The sequence below is a fragment of the Flavobacterium nitratireducens genome (assembly GCF_029625335.1).
Taxonomy (GTDB): Bacteria; Bacteroidota; Bacteroidia; order Flavobacteriales; family Flavobacteriaceae; genus Flavobacterium; species Flavobacterium nitratireducens.
On record NZ_CP121111.1, the window covers coordinates 2942068 to 2959696 of the forward strand.

14 protein-coding genes are annotated in these 17629 nt (G+C 32.8%); 8 read left to right on the forward strand and 6 right to left on the reverse strand.

Features of this window, described 5'->3' with window-relative positions; all coding sequences use genetic code 11:
* The first annotated feature begins 198 nt into the window (after nt 1-198).
* The 3 genes from P5P90_RS13840 (at nt 199) to P5P90_RS13850 (ending at nt 5155) form a co-directional block, all read left to right on the forward strand.
* Nucleotides 199-1869, forward strand: a complete 1671-nt coding sequence (locus P5P90_RS13840; protein ID WP_278035200.1) for a M23 family metallopeptidase — start codon at nt 199-201, stop codon at nt 1867-1869.
* Between the two features lie 11 nt (nt 1870-1880).
* On the forward strand, nt 1881-4343 hold the full coding sequence (locus tag P5P90_RS13845; RefSeq protein ID WP_278035201.1) for a TonB-dependent receptor: 2463 nt from the start codon (nt 1881-1883) through the stop codon (nt 4341-4343).
* A gap of 101 nt (nt 4344-4444) precedes the next feature.
* The gene (locus P5P90_RS13850) at nt 4445-5155 is read left to right on the forward strand and encodes a hypothetical protein (RefSeq protein ID WP_278035202.1); all 711 of its coding nucleotides are present in this window, start codon (nt 4445-4447) and stop codon (nt 5153-5155) included.
* Here P5P90_RS13850 and P5P90_RS13855 read toward each other — a convergent pair.
* The 5 genes from P5P90_RS13855 to P5P90_RS13875 form a co-directional block, all read right to left on the reverse strand.
* Entirely contained in the window at nt 5152-5853 is a 702-nt protein-coding gene (locus tag P5P90_RS13855) for a hypothetical protein (RefSeq protein WP_278035203.1), read from the reverse strand. The genes P5P90_RS13850 and P5P90_RS13855 overlap by 4 nt on opposite strands.
* 80 nt (nt 5854-5933) lie before the next feature.
* Nucleotides 5934-7763, reverse strand: coding sequence for an ABC transporter ATP-binding protein (locus tag P5P90_RS13860; RefSeq protein WP_278035204.1), 1830 nt, complete (start codon nt 7761-7763; stop codon nt 5934-5936).
* Between the two features lie 5 nt (nt 7764-7768).
* Nucleotides 7769-9496, reverse strand: coding sequence for a phospho-sugar mutase (locus P5P90_RS13865; protein WP_278035205.1), 1728 nt, complete (start codon nt 9494-9496; stop codon nt 7769-7771).
* A 109-nt stretch (nt 9497-9605) separates the two neighbouring features.
* Entirely contained in the window at nt 9606-10565 is a 960-nt protein-coding gene (locus P5P90_RS13870; RefSeq protein WP_278035206.1) for a glycosyltransferase family 2 protein, read from the reverse strand.
* Nucleotides 10566-10570: 5 nt separating this feature from the next.
* Nucleotides 10571-11119 carry a DUF4199 domain-containing protein gene (locus tag P5P90_RS13875; RefSeq protein WP_278035207.1) on the reverse strand — a complete coding sequence of 183 codons (549 nt, stop codon included), beginning with the start codon at nt 11117-11119 and terminating at the stop codon, nt 10571-10573.
* A gap of 225 nt (nt 11120-11344) precedes the next feature.
* On the opposite strand from P5P90_RS13875, the gene P5P90_RS13880 reads away from it, so the two are divergent.
* The 4 genes from P5P90_RS13880 to P5P90_RS13895 all read left to right on the forward strand — a co-directional run bounded on the left by P5P90_RS13880 (nt 11345) and on the right by P5P90_RS13895 (nt 16311).
* Nucleotides 11345-11596, forward strand: a complete 252-nt coding sequence (locus P5P90_RS13880) for a type B 50S ribosomal protein L31 (RefSeq protein WP_026714974.1) — start codon at nt 11345-11347, stop codon at nt 11594-11596.
* Between the two features lie 125 nt (nt 11597-11721).
* Complete coding sequence (locus P5P90_RS13885) at nt 11722-12915, forward strand: GlmU family protein (protein WP_278035208.1); 1194 nt, start codon at nt 11722-11724, stop codon at nt 12913-12915.
* Nucleotides 12916-13054: 139 nt separating this feature from the next.
* Nucleotides 13055-14518 (forward strand): alanine/glycine:cation symporter family protein, encoded by a 1464-nt coding sequence (locus P5P90_RS13890; protein WP_278035209.1) that lies wholly within the window; start codon nt 13055-13057, stop codon nt 14516-14518.
* Nucleotides 14519-14676: 158 nt separating this feature from the next.
* Nucleotides 14677-16311 (forward strand): ABC-F family ATP-binding cassette domain-containing protein, encoded by a 1635-nt coding sequence (locus P5P90_RS13895; RefSeq protein WP_278035210.1) that lies wholly within the window; start codon nt 14677-14679, stop codon nt 16309-16311.
* A 197-nt stretch (nt 16312-16508) separates the two neighbouring features.
* Here the strand turns inward: P5P90_RS13895 and P5P90_RS14270 are convergent, their stop codons facing one another.
* The gene (locus P5P90_RS14270; RefSeq protein ID WP_340696413.1) at nt 16509-16667 is read right to left on the reverse strand and encodes a hypothetical protein; all 159 of its coding nucleotides are present in this window, start codon (nt 16665-16667) and stop codon (nt 16509-16511) included.
* Nucleotides 16668-16933: 266 nt separating this feature from the next.
* Here P5P90_RS14270 and P5P90_RS13905 point away from each other — a divergent pair, with 266 nt between their 5' ends.
* The gene (locus P5P90_RS13905; protein ID WP_278035211.1) at nt 16934-17611 is read left to right on the forward strand and encodes an alpha/beta fold hydrolase; all 678 of its coding nucleotides are present in this window, start codon (nt 16934-16936) and stop codon (nt 17609-17611) included.
* The last annotated feature ends 18 nt before the right edge of the window (nt 17612-17629 follow it).

Below are 17629 nucleotides of genomic sequence, written 5' to 3' on the forward strand. Positions count from 1 at the left end.
ATTAATCCTAATCATTACTTAATATTACAAATTTAGTATTAGTTTTTATTATTACAATATTTTATCGGTTTTTTTATTATAAAATAATCAATATGTTGTACTGTAATTGGTTACAAAAAAAGTTATTTATAAAGCATTCCAAATTAGTTTTTTTATCTTAGCAAAAACGTTACGCATGAGATTTTTTTATTTTTCCTATTGATTTCTAGAGTAGTTATTGCTCAAAACACTTATCCACAAGACTATTTTCAAGCACCATTGGATATTCCGATGCAGTTATCCGGTAATTTTGGTGAATTAAGACCAAATCATTTTCATGCGGGTTTTGATTTTAAAACCTTACAACGAGAAGGTCTAGAAGTTCGTGCTGCTGCTGATGGTTATATTTCGAGAATTAAGATTTCGACTTTTGGAAACGGTAAGGCGATTTATATTAATCATCCTAATGGAATTACAACTGTTTATTGTCATTTGCAAAAAGCCTCAGGTGAAATAGAAGAATTTATAAAAAAAGCACATTATAGAGAACAGGCTTTTGAAATTGAACTTTTTCCAAAAGCCAATGAGTTGGAGGTAAAAAAAGGACAAATAATCGCGCTTTCTGGAAATTCTGGTTCTTCAGAAGGCCCTCATTTACATTTTGAATTTAGAGATACTAAAACAGAAAAAGTCATTAATCCCCTGTTTTTTGGGTTTGATAAAAATTTTAAAGACACAAAAAAACCTGTTGTTTCAGCTGTTTATGTCTATCCATTGAATGGTACGACTGTTAATAAATCAAAAAGAGCTTTGCCTTTGAATCTTAGATTGCAAGCCGATGGAACCTATTTAGCTAATAAAGTTTTAGCAAATGGACCACTTGGTTTTGGAGTTTCTGCTGTGGATTACGATAATGTTTCAATGAATAGAAATGGAGTGTATAAAGTACAATCCTATTTGAATGGTAAAGCAAGTTTTGGTTATCAATTTGATACCTATTCTTTTGATGAAATGCGCTATGTTAATACGCTTATTGATTATGAGCGCTATAAAAAATCTTCTCAAAGAATCCAAAAACTGTTTATGCAATCTCCTTATGATTTGAGTATCATTAAAACGGATTCCGATTATGGGATAATAAAATTACAACCTAATTTGAATTTGACTTATCGAATTGAAGTCGCTGACTATTTTGGAAATACTACAATCATTACTGTTCCAATTGCTTTTGATACTTCAAGTTCCATAATTGAAGGCGAAAAACCGATTGGGAATTATTTTGTAAAAGCTAAAAAAGACAATATTTTTTCTAAAGATAATATGACAGCCACTTTTTCTGCTGGAACTTTTTATGAAGATTTCACAATGAATTTTGCGGTAAATGGAAATGTGCTCACCTTACACGATGATACAGTTCCAGTGCATAAAAATTTTGAGATAGCAATTGAAAGCAATCAATATACAGATGAACAAAAAAGCAAAGTGTATATTGCTAGCTTAGGTTCGAATGGCAAGTTAGGCTATAATTCAACAAGTGTAAATGCTAATGTGTACACTACGAGAGTTAGAACTCTTGGTAAATACACACTAGCTATGGATACAACAGTTCCTGTAATAAGTATTGCTAAACCCATAGAAGGCCTTTGGATTAGTAATTTAAAAACAATCCAATTATCTATTAGTGATAGTGGATCTGGAATTAAGTCCTACAATGGTTATTTGAATGGGAAATGGATTTTATTTGAATATGATTCTAAAACCAAGAAGATAACGCATTATTTCAGTGATGGTATTGTGGCAGAAGGAGCTAATGAGTTGAAAGTGGTAGTTACAGACCAAGTAGGTAATTCCTCTACATTTCAGACTACATTTTATAGAAGTCAAAAATAATTAGATAACAATTGAAGAAAAGTAAGTTAGGTTATATTTTTATTGCATTTTGGATTAGTTTTTCGGCTTTGGCACAATTAGCAAAGGTGAAAGGGATTGTTCTGAATGCTAAGCAACAGGCAGTTAGTAATGTTACTATTTCGTTTTTAGGACATGCTACCCAATCGGATGATAATGGTTATTATTCGATAAAAGTGCCTGTAAATAAAAAAATAAATCTAGTTTTCAGTCATTTAACCTATAAAAAAGTTACTATTTCTTTGTTGTTAAAAAATAGTTCTGATTATGAATTGAATTTGGTTTTGGATGAATTTGCCGAGCAAATGGGAGAAATTATTGTTTCAAAAGATAAGACGACTCAGATACAAGGAATTACTACACTTTCAGCAGAAGTAATAAAAAAAATGCCAGGAGCTAATGCTGGAATCGAAAATGTTCTAAAAACTTTGGCTGGAGTCAATTCTAACAACGAAATGAGTACGCAATATTCTGTTCGTGGTGGGAATTATGATGAGAATTTAGTCTATGTAAATGATGTTGAAATATACCGTCCCTTTTTAATTCGTTCTGGCCAGCAAGAGGGTTTGAGTTTTGTGAATTCGGATTTAGTTCAAAATATCCATTTTTCTGCTGGTGGATTTCAGGCAAAATATGGTGATAAATTAGCTTCTGTTTTAGATATTACCTATCGAAATCCAACTCGATTTGGGGCTTCTTTTGAAGCGAGTTTGCTAGGTGGAAGTGTCGCAGTTGATGCTATTTCAAAAAATAAAAAATGGACTTCGGTTACCGCAGTGCGTTATCGCAACAATAGTCTATTGGTGAATAGTCAAGACACCCAAACGAATTATAGACCAACGTTTGTTGATGTTCAAACGAATGTGAATTATAAAGCTTCAGCAAAATGGGATTGGAGTTTTTTAGGGAATATTTCGCAAAATAAATACCATTACCAACCTTTAATTCGGAATACTAAATTTGGGACAATTGATAATCCGATGCAGTTAACGGTATATTATGAAGGGCAAGAAAAAGATGCTTACACGACTTATTTTGGGGCATTAAAAACTAGTTTTCAGGCTGCCGATAATTTAAAATTTAAATTCATTAATTCGGTTTTTCATACTATTGAACAAGAGCATTTTGATATTTTGGCACAATATCTTTTAACAGACAATACGACTAGTATAGGAGCAGATACTTATGAAAGTAATTATGCCAATGGAATAGGTTCGCAACTAAATCATGCTCGAAATGATTTAGATGCCTTGATTGTAAATAGTGAGATAAAAGGCTTTTACGATTGGAATAAATGTAATCTTGAATTTGGGGTAAAATATACTCGTGAATCGATTCGAGATCGAGTTAGAGAGTGGGAAGTTGTGGATTCGGCAGGGTTTTCGGTTAATCCACGCATTCTTGAGTTTTCAAGAGAAGATCAGCCTGATGTTTCATTTGTAGGTCCATTGGCTCCTTATCGAAGTGTTTTTGCAACAAATTTTAATACAATTAATCGTTTTTCGGCTTATGTTCAATGGAATTCTAAAACCAATTTAGAAAAAGCCGAACTCTGGTATACTTTGGGTGCTCGAATGCAAAATTGGAATGTTACGGGTACGAATTCTTCGGCTAATTCGCAAATGGTTGTTAGTCCTAGAGCGCAATTGGCACTCAAGCCTAATTGGAAAAAAGATATGATTTTTAGGATTTCTGGAGGTTATTATTTTCAGCCTCCTTTTTATAGAGAACTCCGAAATGCTTCGGGAGCAGTTCAGGAGGGTGTAAAAGCGCAGCAATCCGTTCATTTTGTGTTGGGGAATGATTATAATTTTAAAATGTGGAATAGACCATTTAAATTGGTTTCGGAGGTGTATTATAAAACGTTAACGAATGTCAATACCTACAGTATAGATAATGTTAGAATTCGTTATGTAGCTAATAACAATGCAAAAGCCTATGCCCAAGGAGTTGATTTTCGATTAAATGGTGAATTTGTGCCAGGTACCGAATCTTGGTTTAGTTTTGGTTATTTAAAAACGGAAGAAAACAGTGAAAATAGAGGATATATTGCTCGCCCTACGGATCAGAGATTAAAGTTTGCGGTTTTGTTTCAAGATTATATGCCTTCTATTCCTAGTATGCGTTTGTATTTGAATTTGGTTTATAATACTGGTTTACCTGGAGGTGCGCCTTCCTATGCAGATGCGTATCAATACCAAAATAGGTTAAATGATTATAGAAGAGTAGATATTGGATTTTCAAAAGTATTGATTGATGCTAATTTGCCAAATAAAAAATCTTGGTTTGGGAATTTTAAAGAATTAGCTATTGGACTAGAAATATTTAATTTATTTAATAATCAAAATGCGATTACGAATACTTGGGTTCGAGATGTGTATACCAAAAACGAATATGCAGTACCCAATTATATGACAACAAGAGTATTCAATGTTAAATTGACAGCTAAGTTGTAAACGCAGCAAGCAAGCTGTATTTAGGATATCATAAATTACCTTTAAAATTCAAAAGCATTTTTAAAAATCACTACATTTGAAAATATTTTAATGAGAGCCCTATGAAAACTGTACAAATCGTTTTGATGAATATTGCCATTTTGCTTTTAGTAAGTTGTAAAGAAGAGGTAGAGAAACCAAAAGTAATTTATGGCGATAAACCAGTTACAAAGTTTGATTCTACACAAATTTCAGTGGCTGATTTGCCTATTCAGATGGAAGGTACAGACTACTTGATTCATCCAGTGGGCGATTTGAGAGTTTATGAAAAAGGGGCTAAGGCAAAATATGGTTCTTCAAGCGTGATTGATTTAAGTTTTACTATTTCTAATTTAGGCGATGAAGAAATTACGGGTTATTTGCAAAATTTAAAATTCCAAAAAATAGATTCCGATTCTTTAACTTCGTTAACAGAGAAGCCTGCATTAATTTTAACGGCAACCTATTTAAAAGCTATTGCAGATAAAACAAAGAAACAAATCTTAGTTTACACTATGTATGATGTAGATACAAATAAAGACGGGAAATTAGATACGAGTGATATCAAAGCTTTGTATTTAAGTGATATTAGTGGAGCAAATTTCACAAAGATTTCAGCAAATTTTGAAGAGTTGATTGATTGGAATTTAATTGAATCTAAAAACCGTTTGTATTTTAGAACTGTAGAGGATACTAATAAAAATGGACAATTTGATAAGAATGATGTATTGCATTATAATTACATCAATCTGTTAGATACTGACTGGGAAGTAATAAATTATAAACCTATTTAAATCAAAATATCACTTTCTAAATCCGATTTTTCAATATCGAAATCAAAACCCAATTGTTTCATAAGTTCGATAACCAAATTTTTATACCAATTTTCAGATTTAGGGTGAATGTAGATTTTTTCAATTAGTTGATTGATGTCTACATTTATTTTCAAACCATCATTGAGTTTTATATTCTGTTTTGATACATCTGTAATCACTCTTACTTCACGTTCATATTGAAAACTTTTTCGTTTAAATAAAAATGGGAAAAAGGAATCATCAAAAGGAATGTATTCTTTCTTGTAGTCGATATAGTTGACTTCGCCAATATATTGTTTAAAATTAGTTTCAAGGTCTAATGATTTTTGCAATCTTCCGATGGTGGATTGAATGGCTAAACCTTCACTATTTTGCGTAAAAATTTGCCACATGGCAAAAGATTCGTATTCGTTAATATGCCAACTACTAATCGCTATTTTCTCCCTGTGCGTTTTGTAATAATTTAGAAAATCAGGATTGTTTGTCGCTAATTTTTTTATTTCTTCATAGGTGGGTTCACTAAACGTACCTTCGTATTGGTCTTCAAATTTGTCTGAACGCGACATGAATAACTTTTGCGAAAGCAATAAATCTAAAAATTTGGACAAGTCTAAATATTTCCAAATTACCGTATCGGTGTTTTCGGTAAGTTTAATATTTGAATTGTTGCTGTACATTTTTTTAGAATTAAAAAAGATACTATAAAGGTAGTGCTCGTTTTTGAATCTAAAATAAGTAAAGGTTAATTTTTAATTATTTATTCAAAAGATTGCAGCATTACCAATTTGTTGTATGCGCCGTTTAGAGCAATTAATTCTTCGTGAGTCCCTTGTTCAACAATTTTTCCTTTTTTCATAACCACAATAACATCTGCTTTTTGAATGGTTGAAAGGCGGTGGGCTATAACAATCGAGGTGCGATTTTGCATCATGTTTTCTAAAGCTAGCTGTACAAATTTTTCGCTTTCGGTGTCCAGGGCAGAAGTGGCCTCGTCTAAAATCATAATAGGAGGGTTTTTTAAAACGGCACGAGCAATAGATAAACGTTGTTTTTGCCCTCCTGAAAGTTTGTTCCCACTATCACCAATGTTGGTGTAAATTCCGTTAGGTAGGTCTTTTACAAATTCATACGCATTAGCAATTTTTAAGGCTTCAATTATTTCTTCATCGGTGGCATCTTGTTTTCCTAAAGAAACATTCGCTTTTATACTATCGTTAAAAAGAATACTGTCTTGGGTGACTAATCCCATTAAAGAACGTAAGGATTCTAAGTTAATATCTTTGATGTCAACTCCGTCAATACTAATGGAACCATCTTGCACATCATAAAATCGTGTAAGTAGGTTAGCAATAGTGCTTTTTCCGCTTCCAGATTGTCCAACTAATGCAACAGTTTGTCCTTTTTTGATTTGGATAGAGAAATCTTTTAAAACAGCCTCTTTTTCATATTTGAAATTAATGTTTTTAATAGCTATTTCTGAATTAAAAGAATCTTTTAAAACCGCATTTTCTTTTGAAGTGATTTCGTTTTCAACTTCTAAAACGTCAAATACACGTTCTGCTGCAGCTAAACCATTTTTAACAGCATAAGAGGCTTTTGAGATTGCTTTTGCAGGTGTAAGAATGTTAAATGCTAATGTTAGGTAAACGATAAAAGAAGAACCTTCTAAGGAGTGATCAACTAAAACTAAGTTTCCTCCATAAAAAAGTAACGTAGCAATCGTTGTAATTCCTAAAAATTCACTCAATGGAGTTGCCAAATTGTTTTTGGTTCCAATGCTGTTGGATAAATTCAATAAACGCGTTACGGATTGGTTGAATTTATTTTTAAAGTTAGGTTCGGCATTGTAACTTTTAATGACTTTCAAACCGCCTAAACTTTCGTCTACAATAGAAATAAGAAAACCGCTTTCCTGTTGTGCTTGTAGTGATTTGGCTCTCAGGTTTTTAGCTACTCTGGAGATTATTAATCCAGCAACTGGCATGAAAACAAGTACAAACAACGTTAGTTTTGTACTGATAACAAACATAGTCACTAGCGCAAATATGATGGTTAAAGGTTCTTTTACAACAAGTTCCAAAATTGAAAAGAAAGAGTTTTGTACCTCGTTTACATCTCCTAACATTCGAGCCATAACATCACCTTTTCTTTTTTCAGAGTAATACGAAATGGGTAGTTCGACTATTTTGTCATACATTGATTTTCTTAAATCTTTAAGCACCCCATTTTTGAGATGCATAATATGATATGAGGCTAAATAGTTGAATAAATTTTTGAATAAAAAGGTAATAATAACTAGTCCTACAACAAATAATAAGGCATATTGTATGCTGTTTTCTTTCGTAAATTCTGAAATTCTATAATAGAGTAATTCAGTAACATAATCTTTAATATTGCCAATTCCTTTATATACAGGTTCTTTGTATACTGCTTTATTTTTTCCAAAAAGTACCTCTAATACAGGGAAAAGTGTAAGCATCGAAATGGTGCTAAACAAGGCATATAAAATGTTATATATTATGTTCCATACAATATTAGATTTATATGGTTTTGTGTAAGGTATTAGTTTTATTAAATTTTTATCCATTAGTATTATTTCAATTGCATTTCAGAAATTATAGCCGCAATTTTTTGATCTAAATAAGCTTCTACTTCGTTAAAGTTTTCTACTGCATCCAGTTCAGTGTTTACACTGATGTAGAATTTGATTTTTGGTTCTGTACCACTTGGTCTTGCACAAATTTTAGAACCGTCTTCAGTGTAATAAATCAATACATTTGATTTTGGCAAATCCATTACAGATTCTGAATTGTCTAATAGGTTTTTTGCAATAGATGATTGGTAATCTTCAATCATAACCACGCGTTGTCCGTTGATTTCTTTTAATGGATTTTCTCTTAAATCAATCATCATTTGATTGATTTCTTGTAGGCCTTCCATTCCTTTTTTAGTTAAGGAAACTAAATATTCTTTGTAGAAACCGTGGTCAACGTATAAGTTTAGTAATTCTTTGTAGACACTACTTCCGTTAGCTTTAGCTTGTGCCGCTACTTCACAAATTAACAAGGTGGCTGCAACAGCATCTTTATCTCTAACAGCGTCTCCTACCATGTAACCAAAACTTTCTTCTCCCCCTCCAATGAATTGTAATTCAGGGAAGTCTTTAATCATTTTAGCAATCCATTTGAAACCGGTTAATCCTACTTTGAATTGAACACCGTAAGCAGAAGCCAATTCCATAATCATAGGAGTAGAAACAATAGTAGAGCCTACAAATTGTTTTCCGTCGATTTTAGCTGCTTTTTTCCATTTTTCTAATAAAAAGGCAGTCATTAAAATCATTGTTTGGTTTCCATTCAATAAGGTCATTTTCCCTTCGTTGTTGCGAACGGCAATTCCTAAACGGTCGCAATCAGGATCTGTACCAATAACGATATCTGCATTCGTTTTATCTGCAAGTTCTAATGCAAGAGTTAAAGCTTCTGGTTCTTCCGGATTTGGTGATTTTACCGTAGGGAAATCTCCGTTAGGTGCTTCTTGTTCTTTTACAATTTGAACATTTTTATATCCCGCTTGCGCTAAAGTTTCAGGAGTTACAGTAATTGAAGTTCCATGCAATGAAGTGAAAACAATGTTAAGGTTGTCTTTTGCTTCGGCTGGAGTATTAAAACTAGCATTTTCAACTGTCGATTTGATGAAAGCTTGATCAACATCTTTATCGATGTATTCGATCAAATTTTCATTGGCGTCAAATTTGATTTCGTTGTAATTTAATTTTTCAATGGCATTGATAATAGCCTCATCTTCTGGAGGAACAATTTGGCCACCATCTTGCCAGTATACTTTATATCCATTGTATTCTGGTGGATTGTGAGAAGCAGTAAGTACAATACCGCATTGGCATCCCAAATATCTCAAAGCGAATGATAATTCAGGCGTAGGTCTTAAATCAGAGAATAGATAAACATGGATTCCATTGGCTGAAAAGACATCGGCTACTACTTTAGCTAATGTTTTACTGTTATGACGACAGTCAAAAGCAATAACCGCTTTTATGGGTTGATTTGGGAAAACTGATTTTAGATAGTTGGAAAGTCCTTGAGTACTTTTTCCAAGCGTATATTTATTGATACGGTTGTTTCCTACTCCCATAATACCACGCATCCCTCCAGTTCCAAATTCAAGATTTTTATAAAAACTTTCTTCAATTTCTTTAGGTGATGATGCTAATAATTGTTGTAATTCTTCTTGAGTTTTAGCATCAAATATAGGGCTTTGCCATTCATTAACGGCATCTAAAATGTTTTGTTTCAATTCCATATTTTGTCGCGTAATTGGTTGTTTCTAGTCTTTATAGATATGATTTATTTAAAGCGAAAACGAAATTTAATAAAATAATCGGTTTGATTTAACAAACAATCCGAACATCTTATAAAAAATTAATTTCATTTGAAATTTTATATCGCTCTTCGTTATTTTTTGTACGTAAAATGATTTCGCCTAAGAATCCGGCTAAAAACATTTGAGTACCAATAACCATAGTGGTTAGTGCAATGTAAAACCAAGGATTACTAGTAACTAAACTATAAGGCATGTTGTTGTACATATGATATAATTTAGAAAAACCAATATATCCAGCAAGTAAAAATCCGATGATGAACATTAACGAACCTAAAGCTCCAAAAAAGTGCATCGGTCTTTTGCCAAATCGGGATAAGAACCAAATGGTAATTAAGTCAAGAAAACCGTTAATAAAACGTTCCATTCCAAATTTAGTCTCCCCGTATTTTCTGGCTTGATGTTGTACTACTTTTTCGCCAATTTTCCCAAATCCAGCATTTTTTGCTAAAACAGGAATGTAACGGTGCATTTCGCCCGAAACCTCGATGTTTTTTACCACAACATTTCGGTATGCTTTTAGTCCACAATTAAAATCGTTTAATTCGACACCTGAAGTTTTACGTGCTGCCCAGTTGAATAATTTTGATGGTAAATTTTTGGCTACAACCGAGTCGTAACGTTTCTTTTTCCAGCCCGAAACTAAATCAAACTGTTGTTTAGTGATCATGTCGTACAATCCAGGGATTTCTTCTGGGCTGTCTTGAAGATCAGCGTCCATAGTGATAATAACATCACCCTGTGCTTTTGCAAAACCAGCATGTAATGCTTGTGATTTTCCGAAATTTTTCATGAATCGGATTCCTTTTACATGAGTGTTTTCAGTAGCAAAACTTTGAATAATAGACCATGAATTATCGGTGCTTCCGTCATCTAAGAAAATAATTTCATAAGAATATCGGTTTTCTTGCATTACTTTAATAATCCAAGTATAAAGCTCTTTTAGTGATTCTTCTTCGTTAAGAAGTGGTATTAGTATGGATAGATTCATCGATTTTATGCTTGTGATGGGGTTTTGCTTTTAAAGAATGCGGCCAAAATTAAACCAAAAATAGTACAGAAAACAATATTTGATAAGGATCCTTTTAATAATCCCATAACCGAAAATTGATCGTTCTCTTTCAAATCTTTAATTGCATTATTGATTGTTGCTGCTGGAGCATTGAATTTTTCCATTGCAGACACCATATATTTAATGGTAAGTTCTTTTATTGTTATTTTGGCTGCAGGATCAATAAGATTGAATAGTATAATATTAAAGACAACTGAGATTCCTATACCGATTAAGGCTGAGATGAAATAAGTAGTAAAAGCGTCTTTAAAAGTGTAAATTCCTGTGAATTCTTTTTTTGTTTTGACCAATAATACAATTGCAATGGTTAAATACAATGCTATATTTCCGAAACCAATCCAAGGTGAGGTGAATAAATTTAAGTCAATGCTGTATATTAAAGTGGTTGTTAAAACAGAAGCTAATCCAGTTATAATTCCAAATGTTATTCCGTTTTTTTTATAGTTTCGTGAATCATTGTTGGTGACTTTCAATTAAGCAACAAATATAGTAAATCCCACTATATTGAAACGTAAAAAACTGTTTTTAGCTGTTTGAATAAAAAAAGAAATAAACATTTGTTTATTAAAAAATAATTGTATTTTTGCATCCTCGAAATTAATACTAATAAAATAAAAAGCTATAGTGAGTTTATACCTTTTCTGTTAAAAGGAAAGCTTCAAAATAAATTATAGCCAAACAAATAAAAAAGATTCAAGATGAAAAAAGGTGTACACCCAGAAAATTACAGATTAGTTGCATTTAAAGACATGTCTAATGATGACGTTTTTATCACTAAATCTACAGCAGAAACTAAAGAAACAATTGTACACGAAGGTGTAGAATATCCAGTTGTTAAAATGGAGATTTCTAGAACTTCTCACCCTTTTTATACAGGTAAATCTAAACTTATCGATACTGCTGGACGTATTGATAAATTCAAAACTAAATACGCTAAACATATTAAATAATTTTAATTTGTTTTATTATACAGTAAGCCTTCCTTTCGGAAGGCTTTTTTATTTTTATCTCTACAAAAACTTTGTAACTTTGGCTTGTGTAAAGGATAAATCACAAAAAATCAACCAACAACTTTATGAATTATATACTTTTTGATGGTCCTGCTCGTAATGCCTTGCTGCCATTTACTTTTACCCGTCCAGTTGCGGATATTCTAATAGGAATTATACCCATTCGTCAAAAATGGGAACGTTATCTGGGGTCTACAATTACTACATTGACGGAGGAATATTTATCTGAAAAATATCCAATGGTAGAATTAGAAGAAAATGTAATGATCAACGCTTCTTTTTTACCTAATGAGATTTTAGCTGAAATGGTTTCGAATTTAGAGCCTAATCAAGCGATTTTTAAAGGAGATGAGGTCATTGCTTTTTATACTAATGATAGTCAAGAGGAAGTGGATTTTGACACCTATGAGATTATAGATTATTCTGAAGATTGCATTACGGTTAAAAATACATGGGATATTTTTTCAAAAAACGGTGAGGCTATTCGCGAGGATTTTGAGTTTTTGACAGAAGATAGAAAATCACAGCCTATTCCAAGTAGTGTGAATGTTATTGCAGCAGAAAATATTTTTATTGAAGAAGGAGCAAAGCTGGAATTTGTGACTTTAAATGCTTCTACAGGGCCTATATATATAGGTAGGAATACTGAAATTATGGAAGGTTCTGTGATCCGTGGGCCTTTTGCTTTGTGCGAAGGGGCAGGGGTAAAACTCGCTACTAAAGTCTATGGAGCTACTACTGTTGGTCCGTATTCTAAAATTGGGGGAGAAGTGAATAATTCGGTTTTATTTGGTTATTCTAACAAAGGGCATGACGGATTTTTAGGGAATTCCGTTTTAGGAGAGTGGTGTAATATTGGTGCAGATAGTAACAATTCCAACCTCAAAAATAATTATGAAGAAGTGAGATTGTGGAGTTACGAAACCGAAGGTTTTGCTAAAACCGGCTTGCAATTTTGTGGTTTGATGATGGGTGATCATAGCAAGTGCGGTATTAATACTATGTTCAATACAGGAACAGTAGTAGGGGTGAGTGCCAATATTTTTGGTAGTGGTTTCCCTCGCAATTTTGTACCGAGTTTTTCATGGGGTGGTGCCGCAGGATTTACTACTTACACTACAAGTAAAGCTTTTGCTACGGCTAAGTTAGTCATGAGTCGTAGGAATGTTGATTTTGACGAAAAAGAACAAGCTATTTTAGAACATGTTTTTGAGGAAACCAAAAAAGTGGCGAAAGGAATAGGAGGCTTTAGGAAATAATGGTTTTTAAAATGAATACTTCATCTGTTTTTGGTGAAGTATTTTTTTTGTTTTATAGGGTTTCTTTGTTTTTTGTTTAAAAAATGTTTGATTATTGATGGTTTTGTTGTTTTTTTACTGAAATTAAAATGTAAGAAGTATGGAAGAATTTGTTGTTGCCTTAAATAGTATCGTTTGGAGTAATTCTTTAATAGTTTTGTGTTTAGGAATTGGTTTGTATTTTTCAATACGAACGCGTTTTTTACAACTTCGACATATTAAAGAAATGTGGAAATTGCTATTTGATGGAGAGAGTACAGATTCAGGAGTTTCTTCTTTTCAGGCTTTGGCAATGTCATTAGCAGGTAGAGTAGGTACAGGTAATATAGCTGGAGTTGCTACTGCCATTGCTTTTGGAGGACCAGGTGCTATGTTTTGGATGTGGACAGTTGCCTTCTTAGGGGCAAGTACAGCTTATGTTGAAGCGACTTTGGCGCAAATATATAAAGAGAAACATTTAGGTGAATTTCGTGGTGGTCCTGCTTTTTATATAGAAAGAGGTTTGAAAATGAAATGGTTCGGAATTTTGTTTGCTGTAGTTTCTGTTGTTTCGGCAGGCGTATTTTTGCCGGGAGTTCAGGCGAATTCGGTAGCAGAAGGAATAAAAAATGCTTTTGATGTTGAAACTTGGATTTCAGGTTTGGGAATGGTTGTTTTGTTTGGAGCGATTGTTTTTGGAGGAGTAAAAAGGATTGCAAGGTTTACTGAATATGTAGTTCCGTTTATGGCAATTGGTTATATAGCATTTGCTTTAATTATTATTGGAGTGAATTTTGATCAGTTAGGGCGTGTGTTGAGTTTGATTTTTAAGAGTGCATTTAATTTAGAAGCAGGATTCGGGGCTGTTTTTGGATTGGCTATTCAGTGGGGGGTGAAGAGAGGAATCTACTCTAATGAAGCAGGTCAAGGAACAGCGCCTCATATTGCGGCTGCAGCCAATGTTTCGCATCCGGTAAAACAAGGTTTGGTGCAGTCTTTTTCGGTTTACATTGATACTTTGTTTGTGTGTTCGGCTACTGGATTTATGATTTTGATTACAGGAATGTATAATGTTCAAAACCCTGAATTTGGTAGTAACGGAGCTTCGGAGTTTTTGTATCATGGTTTAAAAAACGTAGCAGTAGGACCGGCTTATACACAAATGGCAATGGATACCGTTTTTTCTGGTTTTGGATCGTATTTTGTAGCAGTAGCATTATTTTTCTTTGCTTTTACAACTGTTATAGCCTATTATTATATTGCTGAAACGAATATTTCTTATTTGACTAGAAAATTTGAATCACCTGCGTTTTATTATGTGTTAAAAGTAATAATGATGGTTGTGATTATGTATGGTGCGGTTAATCAAGCAACTTTGGCTTGGGCAATTGGGGATTTAGGGGTAGGTTTGATGGCGTGGTTTAATATTATTGCGATTATTCTTTTGCAAAAACCAGCATTAAAAGCTCTTTTGGATTATGAAAAAAAGAAAAAGGAAGGAAAGGATCCTGTTTTTTTACCTGAAACAATTGATGTTTCAAATGCTCATATTTGGAATACTTTAAACAAAGTTAAAACAGAGTAACTATTGTATAAATTATTTAAGCTTCTAGTAGTGTATTTTATGCTTTACTAGAAGCTTTTTTATAGGAACAAATTACTTAATTAAGTTATCTTTGCGCTTTTAAATTTATTGAGGATAGAAATTTCTAACTTCTAGCCTCTAACTTCTAACTTTAAACAATGATTACAATTAACGATATATCGGTTCAATTTGGAGGAACTACACTTTTTAGTGATGTTTCCTTTGCTATTAATGAGAACGATAAAATTGCCCTTATGGGTAAAAATGGGGCTGGAAAATCGACTTTATTAAAAATTATTGCAGGAAATAGCAAGCCGTCAACAGGGAGTATTTCGGCGCCAAAAGAAGCGGTTATTGCTTATTTACCACAGCATTTATTGACAACTGATACGGCTACTGTAAAAGAAGAAGCTTCGAAAGCTTTTTCTGAAGTGTTCCAAATGAAAGCGGAGATTGACGAAATCAATGAGCAATTAACGATTCGTACTGATTATGAAAGTGACGAATACATGAAGCTTATTGAGCGTGTATCAGACTTAAGTGAAAAGTTTTATGCTATTGAAGAAATCAATTACGAAGCAGAGGTTGAGAAAGTTTTAAAAGGATTAGGTTTTGTTGCTGCCGATTTTAATCGTAAAACTTCTGAATTTTCGGGAGGTTGGAGAATGCGCATTGAATTGGCTAAAATCTTATTGCGTAAGCCAGATTTAATTTTACTGGATGAGCCTACTAACCACATGGATATCGAAAGTATTCAATGGTTAGAAGATTTCTTGATTAATTCGGCTAAGGCGGTGGTGGTGATTTCACACGATAGAGCTTTTGTTGATAATATTACTAATCGTACGATTGAAGTAACGATGGGACGTATTTACGATTATAAAGCAAAGTATTCTCATTATTTAGAATTGCGTAAAGATCGTAGAATTCACCAGCAAAAAGCATATGATGAGCAACAAAAAATGATTGCCGATAATAGAGCTTTTATTGAGCGATTTAAAGGGACTTTCTCTAAAACAGATGCGGTACAATCTCGTGTGAGAATGTTAGAGAAGTTAGAGATTGTTCAGGTAGATGAAGTCGATACTTCGGCTTTGAAATTAAAGTTTCCTCCAGCAGCTCGTTCTGGACAATATCCAGTTGTGGTTAAAGATTTGGCTAAATCCTATGGTGATCACGTAGTTTTTAAAGATGCTAATATTGTTATCGAAAGAGGTCAAAAAGTGGCTTTTGTGGGTAAAAATGGTGAAGGTAAATCGACCATGATTAAAGCCATCATGAAAGAAATTGGTATTGATGGTGGAAGTGTGGAAATTGGTCACAATGCTCAAATTGGGTATTTTGCACAAAATCAAGCTTCATTATTAGATGAAAATGCGACTATTTTTGAAACGATTGATAGTATTGCGGTTGGTGATATTCGTACTCAGATTAAAAATATTTTAGGAGCTTTCATGTTTCAAGGGGACGATATTACTAAAAAAGTAAAAGTGCTTTCGGGTGGGGAGAAAACGCGTTTAGCAATGATTAAATTATTGCTAGAACCTGTAAACTTGTTGATTCTGGATGAGCCTTCAAACCATTTGGATATGAAAACCAAAGATATTATTAAGGATGCTTTGCGAGATTTTGATGGAACTTTGATTTTAGTTTCTCACGACCGTGATTTCTTAGATGGATTAGCGACTAAGGTTTTCGAATTTGGGAACAAAAGAGTGGTGGAGCACTTCGAGGATATTTCAGGATTCTTGGCTCACAAGAAAATGGAAAGTATGAGAGAGATTGAAAAATAATTTTCTATTCAGATATAAATAAAAGGCACAATTTGTGCCTTTTATTGTTTTTGTTAAATTCGGATTCCAGGAGGTAGTAATTCTTTGTAAGCTGGATTTTTTCTGAAAAAATGTACTATTCTAGGATATACTGGGACTACTTTTGTGCGTTCTTCGATTGAGTTGTCTAGTATGTTTTTTATTATAAAATCAATGATTTAGTCGTTATCAAAATGTTCCGGGGTATTGATTTTGGTTAAAAATATTTTTCTTTCTTGAAGTGAATATTCAATTGTGATAAGGCCTTCTGGAATAGTGGTTTCAAATTGTCTAGCAAAAGCATTGTTTTTAATTTCAATTGAATCAATTGTTTCCATGGTAATTAAGAATTTTGTTGTGCAAAGCAATTACAATAGATTTTTTGCTCTAAGATTTTCTGAGTACTATCGCTTATTGCTTTTGTTTTATGTGAATATTTTATTCGATAAGACGAATTGTAAAGTTAAGTATTTGGATATCAAATTCAAATGACTTTAACACAGCTTCTAATGTTAAAGTTTAGTATGTCTTTTTTTATTTAATCATTTTCTGTTTTTTAAGTCTTTAAATTAGTATTTTGGTAATTTAAAATCCGAATGATTTAATGAGTAAAATTCCTTTATATTTTATGCCTGGGTTAGCGGCCAATCCTTTAATTTTTGAAAGAATAAGGTTGGATGATTCGCTTTTTGATGTTCATTTTTTAGAATGGAAAATTCCAGAGCATGGAGAAACTCTTGATAATTATGCTAAGCGCATCGCTTTGGGTGTGAAAAAAGAGCAATCAGTTTTAATAGGTGTTTCTTTTGGAGGGATTTTAGTACAGGAAATGGCGAAGTTTCTCAATGTGCAAAAAATAATTATTATTTCGAGTGTTAAATCAAAGGAAGAATTTCCTAGGCGAATACGTTTTGCCCGAAAAACATTGCTGTATAAATTGATTCCAATTCGATTGGTATTGAGTTTGGGTAAGTTGGCGCAGTTTGTTTTGGGTGAAAAAAGCTCAAATAGAATGCAGTTGTATGATACTTTTCTATCGGTGCGCGATGTTAATTATTTAAAATGGGCTTTTGAGAAAGTAGTTTTATGGGATCGTATAAAAATAGATGAACGTGTGATTCATGTTCATGGTGATAAAGATGCGGTGTTTCCGATACAAAATATCCAAAAATGTGTGGTGGTAGAAGGTGGAACACATGTAATGATTTATACTAAATACCGATGGTTTAATGCTAATTTACCAGCGATTATTTTAGATTCAAAAAATTTAATTTATAGTTAAATATTCTAGTAGGACTAA

Excerpts from the sequence above, each read along its gene's own strand:
- P5P90_RS13880 (WP_026714974.1), top strand. The coding sequence starts at position 11,345 with ATGAAAAAAGGTGTACACCCAGAAAATTACAGATTAGTTGCATTTAAA.
- P5P90_RS13855 (WP_278035203.1), bottom strand. The coding sequence starts at position 5,853 with ATGTACAGCAACAATTCAAATATTAAACTTACCGAAAACACCGATACG.
- P5P90_RS13865 (WP_278035205.1), bottom strand. The coding sequence starts at position 9,496 with ATGGAATTGAAACAAAACATTTTAGATGCCGTTAATGAATGGCAAAGC.
- P5P90_RS13885 (WP_278035208.1), top strand. The coding sequence starts at position 11,722 with ATGAATTATATACTTTTTGATGGTCCTGCTCGTAATGCCTTGCTGCCA.
- P5P90_RS13870 (WP_278035206.1), bottom strand. The coding sequence starts at position 10,565 with ATGAATCTATCCATACTAATACCACTTCTTAACGAAGAAGAATCACTA.
- P5P90_RS13890 (WP_278035209.1), top strand. The coding sequence starts at position 13,055 with ATGGAAGAATTTGTTGTTGCCTTAAATAGTATCGTTTGGAGTAATTCT.
- P5P90_RS13860 (WP_278035204.1), bottom strand. The coding sequence starts at position 7,763 with ATGGATAAAAATTTAATAAAACTAATACCTTACACAAAACCATATAAA.
- P5P90_RS14270 (WP_340696413.1), bottom strand. The coding sequence starts at position 16,667 with ATGGAAACAATTGATTCAATTGAAATTAAAAACAATGCTTTTGCTAGA.
- P5P90_RS13905 (WP_278035211.1), top strand. The coding sequence starts at position 16,934 with ATGAGTAAAATTCCTTTATATTTTATGCCTGGGTTAGCGGCCAATCCT.
- P5P90_RS13850 (WP_278035202.1), top strand. The coding sequence starts at position 4,445 with ATGAAAACTGTACAAATCGTTTTGATGAATATTGCCATTTTGCTTTTA.
- P5P90_RS13895 (WP_278035210.1), top strand. The coding sequence starts at position 14,677 with ATGATTACAATTAACGATATATCGGTTCAATTTGGAGGAACTACACTT.